Source organism: Cedecea sp. Ae19-4 (assembly GCF_059801165.1).
Window position 1 is genome coordinate 2,554,202 of the sequence record NZ_JBCHWG010000001.1, and the last position, 24,419, is coordinate 2,578,620.

Sequence of the window (24,419 nt, forward strand, 5' to 3'; positions counted from 1 at the left end):
TTTTTATGACTGAGCCCGATATCCACGCCGTAAAACAGTTCCTGCTCTCCCTGCAGGATACGATATGCCAGCAGCTTTCCGCCCTTGATGGCGCCGTCTTCCAGGAAGACAACTGGCAGCGAGAAGGCGGCGGCGGCGGGCGCAGTCGAGTTTTGCGCGGCGGCGCGGTGTTCGAACAGGCTGGCGTGAACTTTTCTCACGTTCACGGTGACGCCATGCCGGCGTCTGCCACGGCCCACCGCCCGGAACTGGCGGGCAGAAGCTTTGAGGCCATGGGCGTTTCGCTGGTGGTACACCCGAACAACCCTTATGTGCCGACCAGCCACGCCAACGTGCGTTTCTTTATTGCCGAAAAACCTGGCGCCGATCCGGTCTGGTGGTTTGGCGGCGGCTTCGACTTAACGCCTTACTACGGCTTCGAAGAAGATGCGGTGCACTGGCACCGCACGGCGCGTGACCTGTGTCAGCCGTTTGGTGACGACGTTTTCCCGCGTTATAAAAAGTGGTGCGATGACTACTTCTTTATCAGACACCGCAACGAGCAGCGCGGTATCGGCGGGCTGTTTTTCGACGATCTGAACAAGCCAGACTTTGACTACGGCTTCCGCTTTATTCAGGCCGTCGGACAAGGATTCCTGGACGCTTATCTGCCGATTGTTGAACGCCGCAAGGATCATCCCTTCGGCGAACGCGAACGTGACTTCCAGCTCTATCGCCGTGGGCGCTACGTTGAGTTCAACCTGGTGTGGGATCGCGGCACGCTGTTTGGCCTGCAAACCGGCGGGCGCACCGAATCGATTTTAATGTCGATGCCGCCGCTGGTGCGCTGGGAGTATGACTATCAGCCTGAAGAAGGCAGCCCGGAGGCTGCGCTGTATCGTGATTTCCTGCCAGTGAAGGAGTGGGTGTAGCTTTCGCGTTTTTGCCCTCACCCTCTCCCTAAAAGGGAGAGGGGATTTTTAGTACTCGCTGTCCCCCATATCCCTTTGGGGAAAGATGACTCTATTATCCGCTTTACTCGGTTTTCCCCCTCGCCCCTCCGGAGAGAGGGCGAGGGGGAGTTCAATCACAGCGGTGCGGTTTGCGCCTCCACAACCGCCAGCGCCACCATATTCACAATGCGGCGCACCGAAGCAATCGGCGTCAACACGTGAACCGGCTTCGCCACGCCCATCAGGACCGGTCCAACGGTCACCCCTTCAGAACTCGACACGCGCAGCAGGTTGTAGCTAATACGCGCCGCCTCAACGTTCGGCATGATCAGGATATTGGCAGAGCCTTTCAGCGGGCTGTCCGGCATACGCTCATGGCGAATACTTTCAACCAGCGCGGCGTCTCCGTGCATCTCCCCGTCAATTTCCAGGTCAGGCGCACGCTCGCGCACCAGATCCAGCGTTTTGCGCATTTTGCAGGCGGCTTTGCTGTTGGAAGAACCGTAGTTGGAGTGGGAAAGCAGCGCGACTTTCGGCTCAATGCCGAAGCGGCGCACCGTTTCCGCCGCCAGCAGCGTGATTTCCGTCAGTTCTTCCGGCGTAGGGTCATCGTTCACATAGGTATCCGCGATAAAGGTGTTGCCGCTCGGCAGCAGCAGCGCGTTCATCGCCCCGGCAGCCTTCACGCCTTCGCGGTAGCCAAACAGCTTCTCTACCACGTCAAAGTGCTCGTGATATTCGCCGATTGTCCCGCATATCAGCGCATCCGCTTCACCACGATGCACCATGATCGCCCCGATCACAGTCGTGTTGCTGATCACCGCCCGCTGCGCCTGCTCCTGAGTGATCCCACGGCGCTTCATGATGTTGTAGTACTCGTGCCAGTACTCTTTGAAACGCGGATCGGATTCGTTATTCACGATCTCAAAATCTTTGCCCGGCTGAATTTGCAGGCCCAGCTTTTTGATACGCATTTCGATAACGCTTGGGCGACCAATCAGGATAGGCTTCGCCAGCCCCAAAGTGATCAACTCCTGTGTGGCATGCAGCACGCGCGCTTCTTCCCCTTCGCTTAACACCACACGCTTCGGCTCTTTGCGCGCCTGGGAGAAGATCGGCTTCATAAACAGGTTGGTTTTGTAGACAAACTCTTCCAGCTTCTCGCTGTAAGCATTGAAATCCTGAATCGGGCGCGTGGCCACGCCGGAGTCCATCGCTGCTTTGGCTACCGCCGGGGCAATTTTCACGATCAGGCGCGGGTCAAATGGCTTAGGAATGATGTATTCCGGGCCGAACGTCAGTTCCTGCTCGCCGTAGGCGGAGGCCACCACGTCGCTTTGTTCAGCGTGAGCCAGCTCGGCTATCGCATGTACCGCAGCCAGCTTCATCTCTTCGTTAATTGCCGTGGCGCCCACGTCCAGCGCGCCACGGAAGATGAACGGGAAGCACAGCACGTTGTTCACCTGGTTCGGGTAGTCCGAACGGCCGGTACAGATAATGGCTTCCGGGCGCACCTCTTTCGCCAGCGGCGGCAGAATTTCAGGCTCAGGGTTAGCCAGCGCCAGAATCAGCGGCGCTTTGCCCATTTTCTTCACCATTTCCTGGGTCAGCACTTTCGGGCCGGAGCAGCCGAGGAAGATGTCCGCGCCTTCAATCACGTCGTCCAGCGTCCGCTTGCCGCTGTCTTCTACGGCATAGGCGGCTTTGGTTTCGGCCATGTTCTCTTCGCGGCCTTTATAAATAACGCCCTTCGAGTCGCAAACCACGATGTTGTGTTTTTGCATTCCCAGCGCGACCAGCAGGTTCATACAGGCGATTGCCGAAGCCCCCGCGCCGGAAACCACCAGCCGTACATCGGTAATGTTCTTTTCAACCACGCGCAGGCCGTTCAGCACTGCGGCGGTACAAATAATCGCGGTGCCGTGCTGGTCGTCGTGGAACACCGGAATGTTCATGCGCTCGCGCAGCTTCTGCTCTATGTAGAAACACTCCGGTGCCTTGATATCTTCCAGGTTAATGCCGCCGAAAGTGGGTTCCAGCGCGGCCACCACGTCGATAAGCTTGTCCGGATCCATCTCATCAATTTCGATATCGAAGACGTCGATACCGGCGAATTTTTTAAACAGGACGCCCTTACCTTCCATGACCGGCTTGCCTGCCAGCGCGCCGATATTGCCTAGCCCGAGCACCGCGGTACCGTTAGAAACCACGCCCACAAGGTTGCCACGCGCGGTGTATTTGTAGGCGGCGAGCGGGTCCTTTTCAATTTCAAGGCAAGGTGCCGCTACGCCCGGCGAATATGCCAGCGCCAGGTCACGCTGGGTAGCAAGGGGTTTGGTCGGAGAAACCTGAATTTTCCCCGGAATTGGAAACTCATGGAAATCGAGGGCACTTTGCTTCAGTTGTTCATCCATTGCATCGTTCCTTTTTGGGTCTTCTTTATTGTTACGTCAGCCGCCTAGTATCACGCGGGCACGTTTCGCAAACTTTGAAGGTAGCCATACTATTAAGATTAGGCGTGATTATTGTTAGCTAACTATAGAACCGATGTTAGCGGCTGCCCCGTCATCGCCCCCATCTGCTATGCTTTTGGGTTATGCAAAGCGTAAGTTTTCACGGCGAGCGACACGGAACGCTCAGGTAAGACGTTGCTTTTTCAAGGAGATAGTAATGAATCAGTTAGACAGCATTAAACAGTACACCACCGTGGTTGCAGACAGCGGTGATATCGACTCTATTCGCCACTACCAGCCTGAAGACGCCACCACCAACCCTTCATTGTTGTTAAAAGCCGCGGGGCTTGAGCAATATCAGCCGCTGATTGATGATGCCCTGGCCTACGGCAAACAGCACGGCGGCAGCAGGGAACACATTGTGGCCGAAGCCAGTGACAAACTGGCGGTCAATGTCGGTGCGGAAATTCTGAAAAGCATTCCAGGTCGCGTGTCTACCGAAGTGGATGCCCGCCTCTCCTACGACAAAGAAAAGAGCATCAGCAAGGCTCGTCGCCTGGTGGACCTGTACGCCGAACAGGGGATCGATAAATCCCGCATTCTCATCAAGCTGGCGTCGACATGGGAAGGCATCCGCGCGGCGGAAGAGCTGCAAAAAGAAGGCATCAACTGCAACCTGACACTGCTGTTCTCTTTTGCTCAGGCGCGTGCCTGTGCGGAAGCGGGCGTTTTCCTGATTTCCCCGTTCGTGGGCCGTATTTACGACTGGTATCAGGCGCGTAAACCGATGGATCCGTATATCGTTGAAGAAGATCCGGGCGTGAAATCCGTGCGCAATATCTACGACTACTTCAAGCAACATAACTATGAAACCATCGTCATGGGCGCCAGCTTCCGTCGTAAGGAACAAATCCTCGCCCTGGCGGGCTGCGACCGGCTGACCATAGCCCCTAACCTGCTGCAGCAGCTGCAGGACAGTGAAGAAGAAGTTATCCGTAAACTGATCCCATTCTCACAGGGCTTCCGCCGTCCGGCCCCCATGAGCGAAGCGGAATTCCGTTGGGAACATAGCCAGGATGCTATGGCCGTGGAAAAACTGGCCGAAGGGATCCGCCTGTTCGCCATAGATCAACGCAAACTGGAAGACCTGCTCGCCGCCAAACTTTAACAAGACCTGGAGTGAAACATGTCATCACGTAAAGAGCTTGCCAACGCCATTCGCGCCCTCAGTATGGATGCGGTCCAGAAAGCCAATTCCGGCCACCCCGGAGCGCCCATGGGCATGGCCGATATCGCCGAGGTGCTGTGGAATGATTTCCTCAGCCATAACCCGTCTAACCCGCACTGGGCCAACCGCGACCGCTTCGTGCTGTCGAACGGCCATGCGTCGATGCTGCTTTACAGCCTGCTGCACCTGAGCGGCTATGACCTGCCGCTGGAGGAGTTGAAAAACTTCCGCCAGCTTCACTCCAAAACGCCCGGCCACCCGGAAGTGGGCTATACCCCCGGCGTGGAAACCACCACCGGCCCGCTGGGCCAGGGGTTAGCCAACGCCGTGGGGATGGCGATTGCCGAGCGCACGCTGGCCGCGCAGTTTAACCAGCCGGGCCATGACATCGTTGACCACTACACCTATGTGTTCATGGGCGACGGCTGCCTGATGGAGGGCATTTCCCATGAGGTATCTTCCCTTGCCGGGACGCTGGGTTTAGGCAAGCTGATCGGCTTCTATGACCATAACGGGATTTCCATCGACGGGGAAACCGATGGCTGGTTTACCGACGACACGGCCAAACGCTTCGAGGCCTATCACTGGCACGTGATCCATGAGATTGACGGCCACGATCCGGCAGCGCTGAAAAAAGCCATCAAAGAAGCCCAGAGCGTGAAGGACAAACCGTCCCTCATCATCTGCCGCACCGTGATCGGTTTTGGTTCGCCAAACAAAGCGGGCAAAGAAGAGGCTCACGGCGCACCGCTGGGTGAAGAAGAAGTCGCCCTGGCGCGCAAGCAGCTCGGCTGGAAATACCCGCCGTTTGAGATCCCAAAAGAGGTCTATCACGCCTGGGACGCCAAAGAGGCAGGCGAAAAAGCGGAGGCCGCCTGGAAAGAGAAGTTTGCCGCTTACGCAAAGGCTCACCCTACCCTGAGCGCCGAATTTAAACGCCGTACCGAAGGTAAACTGCCGGATAACTGGCAGAAAACAGCCCAAAGCTACATTGAACAACTGCAGGCGAACCCGGACAAAATCGCCACCCGCAAAGCTTCGCAGAATACCCTTAACGCCTTTGGTCCGTCGCTGCCGGAACTGCTTGGCGGCTCCGCCGACCTGGCCCCGAGTAACCTGACCATCTGGAAAGGCTCGAGGTCGATTAAAGAGGACACCGCCGGGAATTATATCCACTACGGCGTACGCGAATTCGGTATGACCGCCATTGCCAACGGCATCGCCCTGCACGGCGGCTTTATCCCTTACACCGCCACTTTCCTGATGTTTGTGGAGTACGCCCGTAACGCGGCACGTATGGCGGCGCTGATGAAAGCCCGGCAGATCATGGTTTATACCCATGATTCCATCGGCCTTGGGGAAGATGGCCCGACACACCAGGCCGTCGAGCAGTTAGCCAGCCTGCGCCTGACGCCCAACTTCAGCACCTGGCGGCCTTGCGATCAGGTTGAGGCCGCCGTGGCCTGGAAATCCGCACTTGAGCGCCAGACCGGCCCAACTGCGCTGATCCTGTCTCGCCAGAATCTGGCCCAGATGGACCGTACGCCCGAGCAACTGAAAGCGATCGGCCGAGGGGGTTATATTCTGAAGGACAGCGACGGCAAACCAGACCTCATCCTGATTGCCACAGGCTCTGAGATTGAAATCACCGTCGAGGCCGCGGCAGCATTGAGCAAAGAAGGGCATAAGGTTCGCGTCGTGTCTATGCCGTCCACCGACGTGTTTGATGCTCAGGATGAGGCGTATCAGGAGTCCGTCCTGCCTTATGCGGTTCGCGCTCGTGTGGCAGTTGAGGCGGGTATAGCCGACTACTGGTATAAATACGTCGGTCTCAAAGGCGGGATTGTGGGTATGACAACCTTTGGCGAATCCGCGCCTGCCGGGAAGCTGTTCCCGTTCTTTGGCTTTACGGTAGAAAACATCGTAGCCGTAGCGAAAAAATCACTCGGCAAGAAATAGCCTACACTGCCAGCCCTCTCCTCATGGGGAGAGGGTTCTTCTTATTCCATGAATCCACCCTATTTGGTGACCCACAGCGTCGGCCAGCCGCCCGCTTTATGCCAGCTATCACAGGCAGATTCAGCGGCATAACGCACAAGCCGGAAACGCTGCCCGTCAAAGCGCCAGCGCGTGGCCACGCCGCAATCGCCGGGCCCGCGCCCTTTCGCCAAAGTCGTTAACTCTTTGTTGTGCTCATCAAATCCCACGTTCATCAGCTCCAGCTCTGAACTCCCGTCGGCCGGTACGAAGGGCAACCGCAGGTGAATCGTCCTGGCGACAAACGGCTTTTGCCGGGAGATGACCCAGGCCAGATAAACCACGTTATAGGCACCTGCTTCACAGCTGGTAAGCATCAAGGCTTTATCGTCAGTCAGAGGGAAAACGCGCACTTCCCGGCGCTGCGGATCGAGCGAGCACTGGCTGTTATTCATCCGCCATGTGCCGTAATCCAACAGGTCGTTCAGTTCATCGTGTGAAAGTGGCGTTGTTGGTGCCGTAGCTGCAGCCACTTCTTTGAGCGGTGGAGCCGGAGGCACGCTGAGCGGAGGTCCGTCGCCTTTTTTAATCCATGCGGTTTCGCTGCCGATACGCTTTTGCTGGCTGTCGATAAAGAGTAGCGCCGCTTTGAGCCCGCTGAGTGAAATGATGCCCCTGCCGTCGGCAAGGGTAATTTTATCGCCGTTCATAACAGCGTCTAGCAGACCGTTAATCGCCTCCGGATTATTGGTCATCAAATGATGAGGCGACACTTTCCACTCGCTGGGCTGGATAGCAAGCGGCGCGTCGTCAAACCGCAGCCTCGGTGCTACAGGCGAGACTGTAACGTCCGCACTCTCCATATTCCCCAGGTCGATGCGCAAACTGGCGTCAGTGCGAGCCCCGGCACCCCGGGTAATCGTCATCACCAACCCCTGATGCAGTCCGGTATTACGGGTGCTGCAAAAGTTCTGGTTATTGCAGGTCACCTGCCAGTCGGAAAACTGCTTTTGCGCTGGCGCGGCAAATGCCGCATTGGCTACCAGCAATGCAAGCATAAGCAAGGAGGATGTCCGATAGAACATTGAAGGCTGCCCTAAAAAGCGAAGCGTGAAAAACGTACGATGGTGCGACGTATCTTCGGCCCACGAGACAGCCTGCTCAATCGGATTTGTCGGATAGCTTTATATCAATATTAAAAATCGCAATAACATGATTTTATGGAGTTTTACCCCATAATATTGCGCAACTGTAGCTGTTGAAGCAGTATCACTGTCTTCCCGTCGCGAATGTCCCCATTCTTCACCATCGCCATTGCCTGGCTAAACGGGATTTCCAGCACGTCGATATCTTCATCTTCCACCCCTCCGCCGGCGCCTTCTCGCTGAGAATCACTGTATTCTGCCAGATAGAAATAGACGATTTCGGTCACGCCGCCGGGAGACATATACAACTCAAAGACTTTCTCAACCTCTCCTACCTGAAAGCCCGTTTCTTCCATCGCCTCTTTGCGGGCGCAGACTTCCGGCTCGTCGGCATCCAGCAGCCCGGCACAGGCTTCTATCAGCATGCCGTCTTCATTCCCGTTAACCCAGGTCGCGACGCGGAACTGGCGTGTTAGCACCACATTTTTCTTTTCGCGGTTATAAAGCAGAATGGTCGCCCCGTTGCCCCGGTCATAAACTTCGCGCTTATGACGCACGCTTTCGGCCCCGTTACGAGACAGGTCATAGGTAATATTGCGCAGGATGAAGTAGTTATCAGACAGGACTTTATCTTTGATGACTTCGATACGTAACGACATACGGTCTCCACAAGGCGGTAAGGGAGCCGACAATCATATGCCGTTCTGTGAGCGTTGTCGCGTGGCGTTAGGTGTGTTTGTTGGGTGTGTTTTTTGGAGGGTGATTTTATTTATGTTTACCAGATAGTAGTTCCGTTCACTTCCAGCCCTTTTTTATATATAGCCCCCGCACCGGTGAACGTCTTAGGGGAGTCACCGTCACTCCCCTAAGAACCCGGACTCCCGGCCAAATAAATCGACTGCTGAAGCGGCAGACCTCCGTTTTATCTCCCAGTCCTGGGTCGGCTGAGATGCGTTCCCGACGCTCTCAGCCTCCGGCCGTTCCCGACGTCCGGACCCTGGCCAGTCGGAGAGAAAACGCAGGCGATTTAAGCCGGAACCGTGCCTCGCTTTAAACCCGCAGCCACACGGAACGTTAACGTTGCTGCAAGTCCTACAAGCCACTCCCTTGTTCCCGGCTCTCATCGCCCCCGGCTATGACCCAACTCGGGCGGGGTTGAGCTGTCGGGAACAGCGAAAGAGAGCGATCGTCGGGAACGAATCGCGAACGACCCCGAATGTTTGGGTGATAGCCGGTGGGTTTACCGCTTCAGCGGCGATGAGCTCGCCGGGCGCCGGGGGTTGTCAGGGGGCATGGCGTAATGCCCCCTGACACGTTCACCGTGCTCTGAGCGTACATGGGGAATCGATCTACGGGTGAACGGAAATATGCCTGGCTTACAGAAATAAGAAATCCAGAATATTAATCAAAACCCCGCCTCAACCTCTCGCATATCCGGCAGCTTATGCGCTATGCCTTTATGGCAATCAATACAGGTTTTTCCGTCTTTGATCGCCTCATCGTGCATTTTGGCCGCCACGGTTTTCTGCGCGGTGAAATCCATATAGTCGAAGTTATGGCAGTTTCGACACTCCTGGGAGTTATTGTTTTTCATCCGCCGCCACTCGTTTTGCGCCATCGCCAGGCGGTGATCGTCAAACTTCTGCGGCGTGTCTATCAGCCCAAAGGCCTTGGCGTACAGCTCCTTGCTGGCCTGAATTTTACGGATCATTTTCGGCACCCATTCGTGCGGCACATGGCAATCCGGGCAAGTCGCACGCACGCCACTGCGGTTGTTGTAATGCACCGTGCCCATGTATTCCTCATACACGTTATTGCGCATTTCATGGCAGCCGATGCAGAACTCTTCGCGGTTGGACATTTCCATCCCGGTGTTGAAACCGCCCCAAAAAATTATCCCGGCAGCAAAGCCAATCAGCAGCAACGTGCCTAGCGCTAACCGGCTCGGCCTGCGCCACCACTGCCACACGCGTTTAATGATGCCGGGTTGACGAGTTGATTTATCCATAACTTATTTCCCAAACCCTTTGGATGGCTCGAAGGTATTTTCAACAATCGGGGCAACATCCGCCTGGGGCACGTGGCATTGCAGGCAGAAATAGCGGCGAGGCGCCACGTTCGAAAGCACCTTGCCGTCGCTATCCATAAAGTGCGTTGGGCTGACGCGCGGAGCTCCCGTGGTGCGGTAACTTTCAACACCGTGGCACTGCAGGCAGCGGTTACTGGTCGTCGTGACCTGGTAGCCGTCCACGCTATGCGGGATCATCGGCGGCTGGTTAACGTAGTTCAGCGCCATCCGCTGCTGCTGCTTTGGCATCAGCACAGCCCCTTCCGGGGTGCCGGACACTTCAGGCGATTGCTTAAGATCCACGCCAGTTGCCGCCCAAAGCGCACCGCTGACAACCAGAGTGAATGCCGCTCCCCATTGAAACAACGCCTTCATCAGGCCTTGGTTATTCATGATTTAGCTCCCAGGCTCCATCGAATTGTTATTCTGAAAACACCCTCCGGACACTTAGCGATGCCGCGACCGAAGGGCATTGCACGTTACACCTTCGCCAGCTTTACGGCGCACTTCTTGAAATCCGCCTCTTTGGAGAGCGGGTCGGTGGCGTCGAGCGTCAGGTTATTCACAAGCTGCGCGGCGTCGAAGAACGGCATGTAGACCAGGCCTCGGGGCGGCTTATTGCGGCCACGGGTTTCGACGATGGAAACCACTTCACCACGGCGAGAAATCACCTTCACTTTGTCGCCACGGCGCAGACCGCGCGCCTGGGCATCCAGCGGATGCACAAACGTGACGGCCTCGGGGAAGGCACGATGCAGCTCCGGCACGCGGCGCGTCATGCTGCCGGTATGCCAGTGCTCGAGCACACGCCCGGTAGATAGCCACAGGTCGTACTCCTGGTCCGGGGCTTCTGCCGCCGGCTCGAACGGCAGCGCGAAGATCACCGCTTTCCCGTCCGGTTTACCGTAGAACTTGAAGCCTTCCCCGGCCTTAACGTACGGGTCGTGGCCCTCGCTGTAGCGCCACTGGGTTTCTTTCCCGTCGACCACCGGCCAGCGTAAGCCCCGGGCTTTGTGATACTCGTCAAACGGGGCCAGATCGTGCCCGTGCCCGCGGCCAAAGCTGGCGTATTCCTCAAACAGGCCTTTTTGCAGGTAGAAGCCCAGCTCGCGGGATTCGTCGTTTAGCTGCTCTGCTGCCAGTTCGGTCACCGGGAACTTGCGGACCGCATCGCTGGCAAACAGCACGTCGAACAGGGTTTTGTCCCGGTATTCTGGTTTTTTCTCGAGAAGCTCAGCAGGCCAGACATCCTCGACCTTGAAGCGTTTTGCGAAGGTCACAAGTTGCCAGAGATCGGACTTCGCCTCGCCCGGCGCGCTCACCTGCTGACGCCAGAACTGCGTACGGCGCTCGGCGTTACCGTAGGCGCCCTCTTTCTCAACCCACATTGCCGTCGGCAGGATCAGGTCCGCCGTTAACGCGCTGATGGTCGGATAAGGATCGGAGACGATGATGAAATTACGCGGATCGCGCCAGCCCGGCATACGCTCTTCGGTGATATTCGGCCCGGCCTGCATGTTGTTGTTGCACATCACCCAGTACACGTTGAGCTTGCCGTCTTTCAGCGCCCTGTCCTGCGCCACTGCGTGCAAACCCACTTTGGCTGGAATGGTGCCGGCGGGCAGCTGCCAGGTTTTTTCGACGATCTCCCGGTGCTTTTCGTTGGTGACGACCATGTCTGCCGGTAAGCGGTGTGCAAAAGTGCCCACTTCACGCGCGGTGCCGCAGGCGGACGGCTGCCCCGTCAGCGAGAATGGCCCGCAGCCTGGCTGAGAGATTTTCCCGGTCAGAAGATGCAGGTTGTAAACCAGGTTATTCGCCCAGACGCCGCGCACGTGCTGGTTAAAGCCCATCGTCCAGTAGGAAATCACTTTCTTATTCGGGTCAGCGTAGAGCTTCGCGAGCGCTTCAAGCTGGTCTTTCGGCACCCCGCTCATTGCAGCGGTTTTCTCCAGCGTGTACTCGGCGACAAACGTTTTGTATTCGTCGAAGCTCATCGGCTCGGAAGCGTCAGATCCCGGATTCTTCGCGGCCTTTTCCAGCGGGTGCGTCGGGCGCAGCCCATAGCCAATATCCGTCACGCCACAGCGCAGGTTAACGTGCTGCTTAAAGAACGACTCGTTCACCGCGTTGTTCTGAATGATGTGGTTGGCGATGTAGTTCAGGATCGCCAGATCGCTTTGCGGCGTGAAGACCATACCGTTGTCCGCCAGCTCGAAGCTGCGGTGCTGGAAGGTCGAAAGCACGGCAACCTTGACGTTTTCATCGGTCAGGCGGCGGTTAGCGATGCGTGACCAGAGCACCGGATGCATCTCTGCCATGTTGGAGCCCCAAAGCACAAAGGCGTCCGCCTGCTCAATATCGTCATAGCAGCCCATCGGCTCATCCATGCCGAAGGTGCGCATAAAGCCCACGACGGCAGACGCCATGCAGTGACGCGCGTTCGGATCGATGTTGTTCGAACGGAAGCCTGCCTTGAACAGCTTCGCGGCGGCGTAGCCTTCCCACACCGTCCACTGCCCGGAGCCAAACATGCCGATGCCGTCCGGGCCTTTCTCTTTCAGGGCGTTCTTGAATTTATCTTCCATCACGTCGAAGGCTTTTTCCCAGCTTACCGGCTGGAACTCGCCCTCTTTGTGGTACTGCCCGTCTTTCATGCGCAGCAGCGGCTGGGTGAGACGATCTTTTCCGTACATGATCTTTGGCAGGAAGTAGCCCTTAATGCAATTCAGCCCTCGGTTGACCGGCGCTTCCGGGTCGCCCTGGCTTGCGACGACGCGGCCGTTTTGGGTCCCCACCAGCACGCCGCAGCCGGTACCGCAGAAGCGGCACGGCGCTTTGTCCCATTTAATGGCATCGGGTTTGCCGACCACCGCACGAGCCACGCCCGGTGCGCTGAGGCCCGCCGCCGCGGCAGCTGCGGCAACGGCATTCGCTTTCATAAAGCTACGACGACTGAGTTTCATGGTGCTTCCTCACCTTGTTCATTCTGCTGGTGATAAACCAGCGACACCGCCAGCACGCCGGAGATATTGCGTGCCCGCTCAATTTGTTCCAGCAGCGTGTTGCTTTCGGCGGCTTCAATAACCACCGCAAGTTTGCCGCTGTCGATATCGTCAACCGCAACCTCGCTGCCGGGCAGCGAGTTGATCGCGCTGCGTACGGCAGCAACATGTTCAGGTCTGGCCTGAACCACCAGGCCGCATACGTGCCAGTCAGTGTGCATTTTGTGGCCTCAGGGTGATGGCTGACGTTGGGCACCCGGCAACACAAGCGCCGCAGCCGTGACAGGCAGACAAAGAAATCTGTGGACGGGAAACGTCCTGCAGAGTGGGGATGAACCGGATGGCCTGCGGTTCACAGGCATCTTCGCAGCTGCGACATTCCACCTGATGCCAGGCCAGACAGGTTTCGCCGAGCTGTAAAGTCAGTGCCCAGGGTTGCGCTGATTGCGGGGCAAAAAGCCGCTGAGGGCAGGCGTCCGCGCACGCGTAGCAGAAAGTGCACTCCCCCCGGCTAAAGTCGATTTCGGGGTAGCCGCCCTGGCCACGGCGAAGCACCCGGCTCTGACAGGCGGTCACGCAGCTATCGCAGCGCGTGCAGTCCAGAAGAAAATGGTTTTCATCGCCGCTCCATGGAGGGCGAACAGCGGGAGTAGAACTGTGCCAGCCCCCGGTCAGCAGGCCACGACGGGTCAGTTTAGCCATTGGGCAGATCCTTGCTCAAAATGCCCGGCCAGGTCGCCACCGGGTAGAAACGTTATTCTTTTTATCCGCGTATTCTCTGCGGTTTTTACGGCACTTAAGGTATGTGATGAGGGGTTACAAAAGCATCCCCATAAAGGGGTAAATGCCGTTGTCGGATCAAAGAGGTGCACGGTTTCGGCGTGACGAGGAGGAATCAGCAGATGTAAGGCAGACGTTATGCTGTCGCAAAGCTTGCGTTAAATACGGCTGCATTTTTCGCGCTGGGGCGAAAAAGTCACCGCCAGGCGTTTGCGTCTCAGGCAGATTCTGGTAGGTTTCGCTCCACCGCATACTTTAAAGGGTTATTCCCCAGTGACAGTCAAACGCTCGGTCTCCACCAGCCTTGCCCGCGCTTTCTTTTCGATTGTTTTGCTGTCATTGCTTTCCACCGGCATCGCAATGCTGACGCTCGCCAGCAGCCTGAAAGACGCAGAAGCGGTGAACATTGCGGGCTCGCTGCGTATGCAGAGCTACCGTCTGGGCTACGATCTTCAGAGTAACCCCAGGGCTATTCCGGCACATTTACAGCAGTTTCAACAGTCGCTGAACGCCCCAACATTGCTGCAGCTTAACCGGTTTTGGGTGCCTGCTGAGGTGCAAGCCCGCTATAACGCTCTGCAGCAGGCCTGGCAGCAAATGCAACAGCATATTCAGAACGAAGACATCGACTGGTACCGCTATAACATTGCCGCCTACGTGGAACAAATCGACCTGTTCGTGCTGGCGCTGCAGCATTATGCCGAGCGAAAAATGATGCAGGTTGTCGCGGCTTCGGTGGTCGGTTTTATCGCTATTTTTACCCTGGTATTCTTCACTTTGCGCCGCATCCGCCAGCAGGTGGTCATGCCGCTCAATACCATGGTGGAAGCGAGTAAAGCTATTGAGCGCGGCGAATTTACCCTCCCGAACCTTGACCGCTCTCTGCCCAATGAGCTGGGTGCCCTGGCACAGGCTTTTATCCGCATGGCGGATGAGCTGCAAAAACTTTATCGTTCCTTAGAGCAGCAGGTGGAGCAAAAGACCCTGCGCCTGCAGGAAGCCAACCGCATGCTCGAAGTGCTGTACAGCTGCTCCCAGGCGCTGAACGTCAGCACCATCAATCGCGACTGTTTCATGCAGATCCTGCAAATCATCCACCAGCATGAGGCGGTCAGCGCCCTGGAAATGCAGGTGGGTGAAAACTGGCGGCTGACGGAAGGCTCCCCGGTCCCGGACGAAAAATGGCATACCCTGCCGCTGGTTCAGCAGGACAGCGCTTTTGGCACGCTGCGCTGGCAGTCACCGGATAAAGCCCCTTCCCAACAGCTGATGAAAAGCGTGGCCACCATGCTGGGGCGAGGTGTGTACTTTAATCAGGCACAAAAACACTACCAGCAACTGCTGTTAATGGAGGAACGGGCTACGATTGCCCGCGAGCTGCATGACTCTCTGGCCCAGGTGCTCTCATATCTTCGTATCCAACTGACGCTGCTCAAGCGCGCGGTGCCCGAGGAAAACCTGCCCGCACAGCGAATTGTCGGGGATTTTTCACAGGCCTTAAACGACGCCTATCGCCAGCTACGCGAGCTGCTCACCACCTTCCGCCTGACGCTGCAGCAGGCAGATTTACCCGCCGCGCTGCAGGAGCTGCTTGAACCGCTGCGCGAGCAAACCCAGGCAGACATTAGCCTGAAATGCAGCATGCCGACTCAGGTTCTGGACGCTTCGCAGCAAATCCACCTGCTGCAAATCATCCGGGAGGCGGTACTGAATGCGATTAAACACGCCAATGCGAGCCATATTGAGGTGGTTTGCCGCTCAGAAAGCGGCGGCGAGCATTTCGCTTCGGTATTTGACGACGGGCACGGGATTGCCAGCCTTGAAGAGCCGGAAGGTCACTACGGGCTGAATATCATGCACGAACGCGCAGGCCGACTTGGCGGCCTGCTGACAATATCCCGTCCGCCAGAGGGCGGAACGCGAGTAGAAGTCCACTTTACCTCTGCGCCTCTGGCTGACGCCGGGAGCCATAACAATAATTAGCTTTATTCAGGAGTTAGCAATGTCTGAGAAAACGGTATACCAGGTTTTAATCGTGGACGATCACCCGCTGATGCGGCGCGGAGTGCGCCAGTTGCTTGAGCTGGACAGCACGTTTACGGTCGTCGGTGAAGCCAGCAGCGGTGCGGAGGCCATCAGTTTAGCGAATCGCCTTTCACCGGATTTGATTCTGCTCGACCTGAACATGAAGGGCCTGAGCGGCCTCGATACGCTCAACGCCCTGCGCCGGGACGGGATCAGCGCCCGCGTGGTTATCCTGACCGTGTCCGACGCCCGCAGCGATATCTTTACGCTGATTGATGCCGGGGCCGATGGTTACCTGCTGAAAGACAGCGATCCGGAGGTTTTATTGCAGGACATTCACCGCTGCCTGACGGGTGAAAAAGCATTTAGCGAGCAGGTACGCGAGTATCTGACCAACCGTGGGAGTGAGCGGCAGAGCAGCGATCCGTTTGCTATTCTCACTGAGCGTGAGCTGGACGTGCTGTCAGAGGTGGCCCGTGGGCTGTCAAATAAGCAAATTGCCAGCGGGCTGCATATTTCAGAAGAGACGGTAAAAGTGCATATCCGTAACCTGCTTCGTAAGCTGCAGGTAAGGTCACGCGTCGCGGCCACGGTATTATTTTTGGAAAGCCGGGGTTAAAACGACCCAATAAACGGTATGGTTACAAATCCTGCCAATTCCAAAGCATATTTACACTATCTCCTAGATTTCTCCACGTTTGACTAAGCGGTTAAAGCTACAGTGATGCGGTTATTGATAACAATTAGAAGCTTTTAAGGGGTCCTGACCGCATGGCGAATTTTTTCATTTCTCGCCCCATTTTTGCCTGGGTGCTGGCAATTTTACTTTGCCTGACCGGGGCACTGGCTATTTTTTCACTGCCCGTCGAACAATATCCCGATCTTGCGCCACCCAACGTAAGGATCACCGCCAACTATCCAGGTGCTTCCGCGCAAACCCTGGAAAACACCGTCACGCAGGTGATAGAGCAAAGCATGACCGGCCTGGACAACATGATGTACATGTCGTCCCAAAGCAGCAGCGCCGGTCAGGCCACCATTACCCTGAGCTTTAAGGCCGGGACGGACCCGGACTCTGCGGTACAGCAGGTGCAAAACCAGCTGCAGTCTGCGGTAAGAAAGCTGCCGCAGGACGTGCAGACTCAGGGCGTCACGGTGAACAAGACCGGTGACACCAATATTCTGATGGTGGCCTTTGTTTCCACCGACGGCAGCATGGATAAGCAGGACATCGCTGACTACGTGGCCAGTAACGTACAGGACCCGATGAGCCGCGTGAACGGCGTCGGCAGCGTCGATGCTTACGGCTCGCAGTATTCCATGCGTATCTGGCTCGACCCGAATAAGCTCATCAACTACCAGATGACCACCCAGGACGTGGTCACCGCCATCAAATCCCAGAATGCGCAAATTGCCGTGGGCCAGCTTGGCGGCACGCCGTCGCTGGACAAACAGGCGCTGAACGCCACCATCAATGCCCAGTCGCTCCTGCAAACACCGCAGCAGTTCAAAGACATTACGCTGAGGGTGAATCAGGACGGTTCGCTGGTCACGCTGGGGGATGTGGCGGACGTTGAGATGGGGGCGGAGAAATATGACTTCCTGAGCACCTACAACGGGCAGCCCGCTTCCGGGCTTGGCATTAAGCTGGCTTCCGGTGCCAACGAAATGGAAACCGACAAGCTGGCCCGCGCCAAAATCGAAGAGCTTTCGCAGTTTTTCCCACACGGTCTGGAAGCTAAAATCGCCTACGAAACCTCCCCGTTCGTTAAAGCCTCAATCACCGACGTGGTGAAAACGCTGCTGGAAGCGATTCTGCTGGTGTTCCTGGTGATGTACCTGTTCCTGCAAAACTTCCGCGCCACGCTTATCCCGACGATTGCCGTACCGGTGGTGCTGCTCGGCACCTTTGCCGTGCTGTATGTCTTCGGCTACAGCATTAACACGCTGACGATGTTCGCCACCGTACTGGCTATCGGCCTGCTGGTGGATGACGCCATCGTGGTGGTAGAAAACGTCGAGCGAATTATGAGCGAGGAAGGCCTCTCCCCTCGGGAGGCGACACGCAAATCTATGGGCCAAATCCAGGGAGCGCTGGTCGGCATCGCCATGGTGCTCTCCGCCGTGTTCGTGCCGATGGCGTTCTTTGGCGGCACAACCGGGGCGATTTACCGCCAGTTCTCGGTCACTATCGTCGCCGCCATGGTGCTCTCGGTGCTGGTGGCGATGATCCTCACCCCAGCCCTGTGTGCAACCATTCTTAAGCCGTTGCATAAAGGTGAGCATCACGGCCAGAAAGGCTTCTTTGGCTGGTTTAACCGCACCTTTAACCGCAGTGCCGAACGCTACGAAAACGGCGTGGCAAGAATCCTCTCCCGTAGCCTACGCTGGATGCTGATTTATGCCCTGCTGCTTGGCGGCATGGTGTTCCTGTTCCTCAAACTGCCGACGTCATTCCTGCCCCAGGAAGACCGCGGCGTGTTCACCACGTCAGTACAGCTTCCGAGCGGCGCAACGCAGCAGCAGACAACCAAAGTGGTGCAGCAGGTGGAGCAGTATTACCTCACCAAAGAGAAAGACAACGTCGTGTCGGTGTTCTCCACCATTGGCGCAGGCCCGGGCGGGAACGGGCAAAACGTGGCGCGCATGTTTATTCGCCTGAAGGACTGGGACGAACGCAGCGCCGACGGCAGTTCGTTTGCCATCATTGAACGGGCCACCAAAGCCTTTAATAAGATCAAAGAAGCGCGCGTCATTGCCAGCAGCCCGCCCGCGATTAACGGTTTGGGCAACGCCGCAGGCTTTGATATGGAGCTGCAGGATCATGCCGGCGCGGGGCACGATGCGCTCATGCAGGCGCGTGACCAGCTGCTGGAAATGGCCGGCAATAACCCGCAGCTCACGCGAGTGCGCCACAACGGCCTGGACGACAGCCCGCAGCTGCAAATCGATATCGACCAGCGTAAGGCTCAGGCGCTGGGCGTCTCCATCGATGATATCAACAACACCCTGCAAACGGCCTGGGGCTCAAGCTATGTGAATGACTTTATGGATCGCGGGCGCGTGAAGAAAGTGTATGTCCAGGCTGCGGCCAAGTACCGCATGCTGCCGGACGATATCAATAGCTGGTACGTGCGTAATAAAACAGGCGGCATGGTGCCGTTCTCCGCCTTTGCCACTTCCCGGTGGGAAACAGGCTCGCCTCGCCTGGAGCGATACAACGGCTATTCCGCGCTGGAAATTGTCGGGGAAGCGGCACCTGGGTTAAGTACCGGTACCGCCATGGACATTATGGAAGATCTGGTCAGCAAGCTGCCGAACGGCTTTGGTCTCGAGTGGACGGGCATGTCCTACCAGGAACGCCTCTCCGGCGCGCAGGCACCTGCCCTGTATGCCATTTCATTGCTGGTCGTATTCCTGTGCCTTGCGGCGCTGTACGAGAGCTGGTCCGTGCCGTTCTCCGTCATGCTGGTGGTACCGCTTGGGGTGATTGGCGCCCTGCTCGCCACCTGGATGCGAGGCCTTGAGAATGACGTTTACTTCCAGGTCGGGCTGCTAACGGTGATCGGCCTTTCGGCGAAAAATGCCATTTTAATCGTCGAATTTGCCAACGACCTGAACGCCAAAGGCCAGGACCTGGTTGCCGCCACGCTTGAGGCCTGCCGCCAGCGACTGCGCCCGATATTAATGACGTCCCTGGCGTTTATTTTCGGGGTTCTGCCGATGGCGACCAGCACCGGGGCAGGCTCCGGCAGCCAGCATGCGGTAGGCACCGGCGTGATGGGCGGGATGATCTCCGCCACCGTGCTGGCCATCTTCTTTGTGCCGCTGTTCTTTGTCCTGGTGCGCAGACGCTTCCCGCTCAAAGAGCACCACGACTAAACTCTCGGGCAATAAGCCACAAAAAAGGCGGCCTTTTCAGGTCGCCTTTTTGCTGATGTTCGCAGAGTATTCAGTACCAGAATATCGCGCCGTTGCTTTTTATGCCGGAACGCTTATTTGCGCAACATACCTTCGATGAAGTCTTTCCACTGCCCTAATTCGTGCTCGATCATAACCGCCTCTCTTGATGTTGGCGCAAGTATACGCGGATATATCCTGCAGTTGAACCTTTTTTGAGCGGTCAACTATTGAGCGCCATCACAAATATATCGTTAGCAGAATAACGGTTTAGCACTGAATCGCGGCTCGATAATTCCCCTCACCTGCGGCAGAATGGTTGCCCTATGGCAAACTAAAACGGAACCGACCGCCACTATGATCACCATGTACGGCATTAAAAATTGCGACACCATCAAAAAGGCGCGCCGCTTTTTAGAAGCTCAGGGCGTGGATTACCAGTTTCACGACTATCGAGCTGACGGGCTGGATGCCGCGCTGCTGAACAGTTTTATCTCTGAGCTTGGTTGGGAAGCGCTGCTAAATACGCGGGGCACAACCTGGCGCAAGCTGGATGAGGCCCATCGCGCATCCATCAATGACGCACAAAGCGCGGCGGCGCTGATGCTGGAGATGCCGGCAATCATCAAACGCCCATTGCTCTGCGCGCCCGGTCAGCCTATGCTGCTGGGTTTCAACGAAACTCATTATCAGCAGTTTATCAACGAGGTATAGTCCTATGTCCTGCCCGGTTATTGAGCTGACGCAACAGCTTATTCGTCGTCCTTCCCTGAGCCCCGATGATGCCGGTTGCCAGGCGCTGCTGATTGAGCGCCTGCGCGCGATTGGTTTTACCGTTGAACACATGGATTTTGGCGACACCCAGAACTTCTGGGCCTGGCGTGGGCAGGGTGAGACGCTGGCGTTTGCCGGGCACACCGACGTGGTGCCATCAGGGGATGCCGACCGTTGGATTAACCCGCCGTTTGAGCCCACGATTCGCGACGGAATGCTGTTTGGTCGTGGCGCGGCGGACATGAAAGGTTCGCTGGCGGCGATGGTGGTAGCGGCTGAACGTTTTGTCGCCCAGCACCCCAACCATAAAGGCCGTCTGGCGTTCCTGATTACCTCCGACGAAGAAGCCAGCGCAACCAACGGCACCGTGAAGGTTGTTGAAGCGCTGATGGCGCGCCGCGAGCGTCTGGACTACTGCCTGGTTGGCGAGCCGTCCAGTACCGAAGTCGTTGGCGACGTGGTGAAAAATGGCCGTCGCGGCTCCCTGACCTGTAACCTGACCATTCACGGCGTCCAGGGCCACGTTGCCTACCCGCATCTGGCCGATAACCCGGTACATCGCGCAGCGCCAATGCTGGCAGAGCTGACGGATATTGAGTGGGATAAGGGCAACGAGTTCTTCCCGGCCACCAGCATGCAGGTTGCCAACGTGAAGGCCGGCACCGGCAGCAACAACGTTATTCCGGGCGATATGTTTGTGCAGTTTAACTTCCGCTTCAGCACCGAGCTAACCGATGAAGACATCAAGCAGCGCGTTATCGCCCTGCTGGATAAGTACGAACTGCGCTACACCGTCGAGTGGTGGCTTTCCGGTCTGCCGTTCCTGACGTCACGCGGTAAGCTGGTGGATGCGGTAGTGAACGCCGTTGAGCACTATAATGAAATTAAACCGCAGCTGTTAACCACGGGCGGTACATCTGACGGGCGCTTTATCGCCCGCATGGGTGCTCAGGTTGTTGAGCTGGGGCCGGTGAATGCCACCATTCATAAAATCAATGAATGCGTTAACGCCGCCGACCTGCAGCTGCTGGCCCGGATGTATCAGCGCATTATGGAACAGCTTGTCGCCTGACGGGCAGCCAACTGAAGAGGTATCAGCATGGAATGGCTATCGCATTACTGGTGGATTATTGTCCTGGTGTTATTACTGGGGATCTTTATTAACGTCATTAAAGACCTGAACCGAATCGATCCGAAGAAGTACATGGCAGACAAGCCTGAGCTTCCGCCGCATCGTGATTTTAACGATAAGTGGGATGACGAGGACGACTGGCCTAAGAAGAAATAGCAGTCTGTCTCACTCCGGGCGATTCCGGAGTGAGACGCATATTTACAGCAGCTCAATCAGATCATCATCTTTTGGTGCCGCGCCGCCGCTCAAAGCCTCATCGAAATAGTGCTTCGGCACGGTGTAGCGCAGGTGATCCAGCGCCGCCTTCATGCTGCGGTCGTCTATCGCATGCCCCAGATCGTCAATCAAATCCAGCGTCACGTCCCCGCCCAGGCTAAGTAACTTCTCGGCGGCATCCACCGCGTGTGTCGCGTGGATCACTTTGTCGTTGTCGCCATGAATCAGGTGGATCGTGGTGCTGGTGGAGGCCTGCTGCGGCAGCTCCGCATAACGTCCGCTAAAAGCAATGACCCGAGCCGCCAGACCCGGCTGAACCTTAATGCTCTCCAGCGCCATAATGGCCCCCTGAGAGAAGCCAATCAGCGCCGTCGCCGTGGGCGGCACACCGCTTTGCCGCTGCCAGTCACGCACGGCTTCAATAAACTCAGGCATCGCGGCATCCACGCGCTGCTGACGGTTTTCTTCCGTCACGCCTGCCACCGAAAACCACTCCCGGCCTGCGCCACTTTGATTCGGCCCGCTAATACTGACCACCAGAGCATCAGGAAACTCTGGCGCAAACCAGCTCCCAATTTCGCCCATGGCTTTGGCCGTGTCGCCTACGCCGTGAAACAGCAGTATCAGCTGGCTGGCCGGCGTTGCGGGGCTTTGGACAACAAAATGGTCATGTTTCATGGCTTTCTCCTGGTTAATGGAGACAACTATACGCCGCTGCATGGGGATGACCATGCCGTTTCATTGAACAAGTTAGTGGAATTTTTGCAATTGCATAATGCCGTTGTGCAGCTCAGCCGTGCGATCCCGATCGAGATTTTCCAACGCGCTTTGGGCTTCCTGACGCATTAGCGTAAGCAGGGCTTTTTTGCCGGAAAGCCCCAACCGCTGGCTGAGCGCCTCGTTGCTTTCATGTTGCTGCAGGCGCCCGCGAAGCGCATGCAGCGGTAAAACGGACGCCAGCAAAAGGCGATTCAACGCCCCCAGACAGGCTTCCAGCGGACGATGCGCGAAAGCAAAACCGGATAACTCTTCCCAGTCTTCGGCCAACAGTTCTGTTGGACAATCCGCGGTAAGAGGCAAAGACAATTCCAGCCAGTCTTTTTGCCAAGGCCAGTCTCTCCGTAGCCGCCGCCGCTCATTTTCTGCCAGCGACCTGCCTTCGGGGGTCAGAGGCAATAGTGCCATAGCGCTGTAGCAGCCGCTGCTGGCCTCTTTGTGGCTTCCGATTCGCACCAGCTCAAAACCACAGCGTTGCCAGAAGCGCCACAGTTCATCGGTATAGCCGAAGCTGACCGAAAGATAATCACATTGATGATTAACCGCCTGCCGCGCATGTTCAATCATGCTGGCACCAATATGCTCGCGCTGACGCAGAGGATGAACCGCAATGCGGCTGATACGCAGCCCGCGAAGCGTAGCGGCCAATGGGCTTCCGCCATGTGCCGCCAGCGATTGTGCCACCAGATTGCCTCTCGGGCGCCGGAACCCGGCCCACACGCAACGGCTTAGCGTTGCATCGAGTCCACCTTCTTCAACCAGCCACAAAGCGCCTGCACACTGCTCTTTGATAATGGCCGCGATAAAATGCTGGCCGGGCGCATCAAGCATCCGCCGCCAGTCGAGCGGTGAGGTACGGTAATGTGCGCCCGAAAGCAGCCGATACATCTGCTTTAATTGCTCAGGGTTACTAAGCCAGTCTGCCTGCTCAACAACCTGTAAAACGGGATTGCCTTGCGGGAATTGCGCCAGATCCGGCTCATCAAAAAGCATGATCTTGTCAATCACCTGCTCCAGCGGATCGTTCGGCGCCCAGCGGATCGGCGTATTCAGCGTGAAAAGCTTGAGGGACGGAAATGTCGCACAGAATTTCAGTAAAAATCCGCGCCCGGTTCCCTCGTACCCCTGCACCGTCGTGGTCAGTAAAACGCGGGGGAAACGCTCTATTAGCTGGCGTAGCAGCGGGGTCGGAATAGCGGCGGCCTCGTCCACAATCAGCCAGTCATATGCCGCGAATTCACGCTCTGCGGCCAGCGCGTCCGGGGCCATAAACTGAAATGATTCGCCCGCATAGCTTGCCAGCACGTCGGTGGCGGCCTTCGCGGGCGCTGTCACGAGACAAGCACCGGGTGTCCGGTCAACGAGCATGCCCGCCAGCGCAGATTTCCCCCGGCCTCTGGCCGCCGTTACTACCGCCACGCCGCGCGCCATCCCGGACAAATTATCAAGGATAGCGGCCTGCTCTTGCTCCGGCGCACCGCTGGCGGGCTGCCAGACCGGGCGGTGCGCAAAAGGATTCAGGGTGAATGATTTATGCTGCTGCCACAGCACGGCTTCTGAATCTTGCCGTATGCAGCGCTGAAGATGGGAAACAAAATGGGGAGTCGGAATCGCCTGTGGCGCATCGCTCCAGCGGCCGGAATCTTCATCCGGAAGCGAAGCCCAGCGCGACCACTCAGGCGTCAATAGCAGCAACCAACTGCCCGCTTTGAGCATCCCGGAAAGCGCAGCGAAGGCGGCGGCATCCAGGCCTCGCCTGGCATCAAAAACGGCATGCTGAAACTCACGCCCAAGCATGCTGCGCACTGCCGAGGGCGCGCAATGCAAAGGCAACTCAGGGGAAGAGCCAACCCACAGCCAGTCTCCGGGTAAAGAAGTCGACAGCGTTGCAACCTGCTCGCTGCTCCACAGACTATCACCGGCCAGCACCATCAGCCGGCGGATGCCCGTCTGCCACATATGCGCCGTTGCCTGCTGCATCGGCGCGATGAAAGTTGCTGCGGTCAT

General features: G+C 57.1%; 20 protein-coding genes. 9 read left to right on the forward strand and 11 right to left on the reverse strand.

The annotated features are described in order from the left end of the window. Positions 1 to 5 precede the first annotated feature (5 nt). Positions 6 to 911 (forward strand): oxygen-dependent coproporphyrinogen oxidase, encoded by a 906-nt coding sequence (gene hemF, locus AAIE02_RS12100; RefSeq protein WP_336706813.1) that lies wholly within the window; start codon positions 6 to 8, stop codon positions 909 to 911. Between the two features lie 155 nt (positions 912 to 1,066). On the opposite strand, the gene maeB is transcribed toward hemF, so the two are convergent. Then, positions 1,067 to 3,346, reverse strand: a complete 2,280-nt coding sequence (gene maeB, locus AAIE02_RS12105; RefSeq protein ID WP_008459558.1) for an NADP-dependent oxaloacetate-decarboxylating malate dehydrogenase — start codon at positions 3,344 to 3,346, stop codon at positions 1,067 to 1,069. A gap of 256 nt (positions 3,347 to 3,602) precedes the next feature. On the opposite strand from maeB, the gene tal reads away from it, so the two are divergent. Both tal and tkt read left to right on the forward strand, forming a co-directional pair. Continuing rightward, entirely contained in the window at positions 3,603 to 4,553 is a 951-nt protein-coding gene (tal, locus tag AAIE02_RS12110; RefSeq protein WP_336982084.1) for a transaldolase, read from the forward strand. Positions 4,554 to 4,571: 18 nt separating this feature from the next. After that, positions 4,572 to 6,572: a transketolase gene (gene tkt, locus AAIE02_RS12115; RefSeq protein ID WP_498532587.1), complete on the forward strand. Its 2,001-nt coding sequence runs from the start codon at positions 4,572 to 4,574 to the stop codon at positions 6,570 to 6,572. A 59-nt stretch (positions 6,573 to 6,631) separates the two neighbouring features. On the opposite strand, the gene AAIE02_RS12120 is transcribed toward tkt, so the two are convergent. The 7 genes from AAIE02_RS12120 to napF form a co-directional block, all read right to left on the reverse strand. Further along, a complete protein-coding gene (locus tag AAIE02_RS12120) occupies positions 6,632 to 7,675 on the reverse strand; it encodes a DUF1176 domain-containing protein (RefSeq protein ID WP_498532588.1) in 1,044 nt (347 codons plus the stop codon). Between the two features lie 143 nt (positions 7,676 to 7,818). Beyond that, positions 7,819 to 8,394 carry a GDP-mannose pyrophosphatase NudK gene (gene nudK, locus AAIE02_RS12125; protein WP_498532589.1) on the reverse strand — a complete coding sequence of 192 codons (576 nt, stop codon included), beginning with the start codon at positions 8,392 to 8,394 and terminating at the stop codon, positions 7,819 to 7,821. 746 nt (positions 8,395 to 9,140) lie between these two features. Continuing rightward, on the reverse strand, positions 9,141 to 9,743 hold the full coding sequence (gene napC, locus AAIE02_RS12130) for a cytochrome c-type protein NapC (RefSeq protein ID WP_008460173.1): 603 nt from the start codon (positions 9,741 to 9,743) through the stop codon (positions 9,141 to 9,143). Positions 9,744 to 9,746: 3 nt separating this feature from the next. After that, positions 9,747 to 10,196, reverse strand: a complete 450-nt coding sequence (napB, locus tag AAIE02_RS12135) for a nitrate reductase cytochrome c-type subunit (protein WP_166871960.1) — start codon at positions 10,194 to 10,196, stop codon at positions 9,747 to 9,749. A gap of 86 nt (positions 10,197 to 10,282) precedes the next feature. Beyond that, positions 10,283 to 12,769: a nitrate reductase catalytic subunit NapA gene (gene napA, locus AAIE02_RS12140; protein WP_336982075.1), complete on the reverse strand. Its 2,487-nt coding sequence runs from the start codon at positions 12,767 to 12,769 to the stop codon at positions 10,283 to 10,285. Continuing rightward, a complete protein-coding gene (gene napD / locus AAIE02_RS12145) occupies positions 12,766 to 13,029 on the reverse strand; it encodes a chaperone NapD (protein ID WP_039295845.1) in 264 nt (87 codons plus the stop codon). The genes napA and napD overlap by 4 nt, the downstream gene beginning before the upstream one ends. Next, positions 13,019 to 13,510 (reverse strand): ferredoxin-type protein NapF, encoded by a 492-nt coding sequence (gene napF / locus AAIE02_RS12150; protein WP_336982073.1) that lies wholly within the window; start codon positions 13,508 to 13,510, stop codon positions 13,019 to 13,021. Before napF ends, napD begins: the two co-directional genes overlap by 11 nt. Positions 13,511 to 13,861: 351 nt before the next feature. Here napF and narQ point away from each other — a divergent pair, with 351 nt between their 5' ends. The 3 genes from narQ to acrD all read left to right on the forward strand — a co-directional run bounded on the left by narQ (position 13,862) and on the right by acrD (position 19,495). Next, entirely contained in the window at positions 13,862 to 15,571 is a 1,710-nt protein-coding gene (narQ, locus tag AAIE02_RS12155; RefSeq protein ID WP_336982071.1) for a nitrate/nitrite two-component system sensor histidine kinase NarQ, read from the forward strand. Between the two features lie 19 nt (positions 15,572 to 15,590). Then, positions 15,591 to 16,232: a nitrate/nitrite response regulator protein NarP gene (gene narP / locus AAIE02_RS12160; protein WP_166871949.1), complete on the forward strand. Its 642-nt coding sequence runs from the start codon at positions 15,591 to 15,593 to the stop codon at positions 16,230 to 16,232. Between the two features lie 152 nt (positions 16,233 to 16,384). Next, positions 16,385 to 19,495, forward strand: coding sequence for a multidrug efflux RND transporter permease AcrD (acrD, locus tag AAIE02_RS12165; RefSeq protein WP_008460186.1), 3,111 nt, complete (start codon positions 16,385 to 16,387; stop codon positions 19,493 to 19,495). A gap of 113 nt (positions 19,496 to 19,608) precedes the next feature. Here the strand turns inward: acrD and ypfM are convergent, their stop codons facing one another. Further along, the gene (ypfM, locus tag AAIE02_RS12170) at positions 19,609 to 19,668 is read right to left on the reverse strand and encodes a protein YpfM (RefSeq protein WP_139827443.1); all 60 of its coding nucleotides are present in this window, start codon (positions 19,666 to 19,668) and stop codon (positions 19,609 to 19,611) included. Between the two features lie 202 nt (positions 19,669 to 19,870). On the opposite strand from ypfM, the gene AAIE02_RS12175 reads away from it, so the two are divergent. Genes AAIE02_RS12175 through AAIE02_RS12185 form a run of 3 tightly spaced genes read left to right on the forward strand, consistent with a single transcriptional unit; the run spans position 19,871 to position 21,575 of the window. Further along, positions 19,871 to 20,227, forward strand: a complete 357-nt coding sequence (locus AAIE02_RS12175) for an ArsC family reductase (RefSeq protein WP_166990691.1) — start codon at positions 19,871 to 19,873, stop codon at positions 20,225 to 20,227. A gap of 4 nt (positions 20,228 to 20,231) precedes the next feature. Next, the gene (gene dapE, locus AAIE02_RS12180; protein WP_498532590.1) at positions 20,232 to 21,359 is read left to right on the forward strand and encodes a succinyl-diaminopimelate desuccinylase; all 1,128 of its coding nucleotides are present in this window, start codon (positions 20,232 to 20,234) and stop codon (positions 21,357 to 21,359) included. A 27-nt stretch (positions 21,360 to 21,386) separates the two neighbouring features. Further along, the gene (locus tag AAIE02_RS12185; protein WP_008460189.1) at positions 21,387 to 21,575 is read left to right on the forward strand and encodes a YpfN family protein; all 189 of its coding nucleotides are present in this window, start codon (positions 21,387 to 21,389) and stop codon (positions 21,573 to 21,575) included. A 42-nt stretch (positions 21,576 to 21,617) separates the two neighbouring features. Here AAIE02_RS12185 and ypfH read toward each other — a convergent pair whose 3' ends face one another. After that, positions 21,618 to 22,313 carry an esterase gene (ypfH, locus tag AAIE02_RS12190; protein WP_498532591.1) on the reverse strand — a complete coding sequence of 232 codons (696 nt, stop codon included), beginning with the start codon at positions 22,311 to 22,313 and terminating at the stop codon, positions 21,618 to 21,620. A gap of 72 nt (positions 22,314 to 22,385) precedes the next feature. Beyond that, positions 22,386 to 24,419 carry a tRNA(Met) cytidine acetyltransferase TmcA gene (locus AAIE02_RS12195; RefSeq protein WP_498532592.1) on the reverse strand — a complete coding sequence of 678 codons (2,034 nt, stop codon included), beginning with the start codon at positions 24,417 to 24,419 and terminating at the stop codon, positions 22,386 to 22,388.

Bases quoted from the DNA above. Each gene is read 5' to 3' on its own strand.
- tkt (WP_498532587.1), top strand. From the start codon at position 4,572: ATGTCATCACGTAAAGAGCTTGCCAACGCCATTCGCGCCCTCAGTATG.
- napD (WP_039295845.1), bottom strand. From the start codon at position 13,029: ATGCACACTGACTGGCACGTATGCGGCCTGGTGGTTCAGGCCAGACCT.
- tal (WP_336982084.1), top strand. From the start codon at position 3,603: ATGAATCAGTTAGACAGCATTAAACAGTACACCACCGTGGTTGCAGAC.
- napF (WP_336982073.1), bottom strand. From the start codon at position 13,510: ATGGCTAAACTGACCCGTCGTGGCCTGCTGACCGGGGGCTGGCACAGT.
- acrD (WP_008460186.1), top strand. From the start codon at position 16,385: ATGGCGAATTTTTTCATTTCTCGCCCCATTTTTGCCTGGGTGCTGGCA.
- ypfH (WP_498532591.1), bottom strand. From the start codon at position 22,313: ATGAAACATGACCATTTTGTTGTCCAAAGCCCCGCAACGCCGGCCAGC.
- AAIE02_RS12185 (WP_008460189.1), top strand. From the start codon at position 21,387: ATGGAATGGCTATCGCATTACTGGTGGATTATTGTCCTGGTGTTATTA.
- AAIE02_RS12175 (WP_166990691.1), top strand. From the start codon at position 19,871: ATGATCACCATGTACGGCATTAAAAATTGCGACACCATCAAAAAGGCG.
- napB (WP_166871960.1), bottom strand. From the start codon at position 10,196: ATGAATAACCAAGGCCTGATGAAGGCGTTGTTTCAATGGGGAGCGGCA.
- AAIE02_RS12195 (WP_498532592.1), bottom strand. From the start codon at position 24,419: ATGACCGCAGCAACTTTCATCGCGCCGATGCAGCAGGCAACGGCGCAT.
- AAIE02_RS12120 (WP_498532588.1), bottom strand. From the start codon at position 7,675: ATGTTCTATCGGACATCCTCCTTGCTTATGCTTGCATTGCTGGTAGCC.
- nudK (WP_498532589.1), bottom strand. From the start codon at position 8,394: ATGTCGTTACGTATCGAAGTCATCAAAGATAAAGTCCTGTCTGATAAC.
- napA (WP_336982075.1), bottom strand. From the start codon at position 12,769: ATGAAACTCAGTCGTCGTAGCTTTATGAAAGCGAATGCCGTTGCCGCA.
- hemF (WP_336706813.1), top strand. From the start codon at position 6: ATGACTGAGCCCGATATCCACGCCGTAAAACAGTTCCTGCTCTCCCTG.
- narP (WP_166871949.1), top strand. From the start codon at position 15,591: ATGTCTGAGAAAACGGTATACCAGGTTTTAATCGTGGACGATCACCCG.
- maeB (WP_008459558.1), bottom strand. From the start codon at position 3,346: ATGGATGAACAACTGAAGCAAAGTGCCCTCGATTTCCATGAGTTTCCA.
- napC (WP_008460173.1), bottom strand. From the start codon at position 9,743: ATGGATAAATCAACTCGTCAACCCGGCATCATTAAACGCGTGTGGCAG.
- dapE (WP_498532590.1), top strand. From the start codon at position 20,232: ATGTCCTGCCCGGTTATTGAGCTGACGCAACAGCTTATTCGTCGTCCT.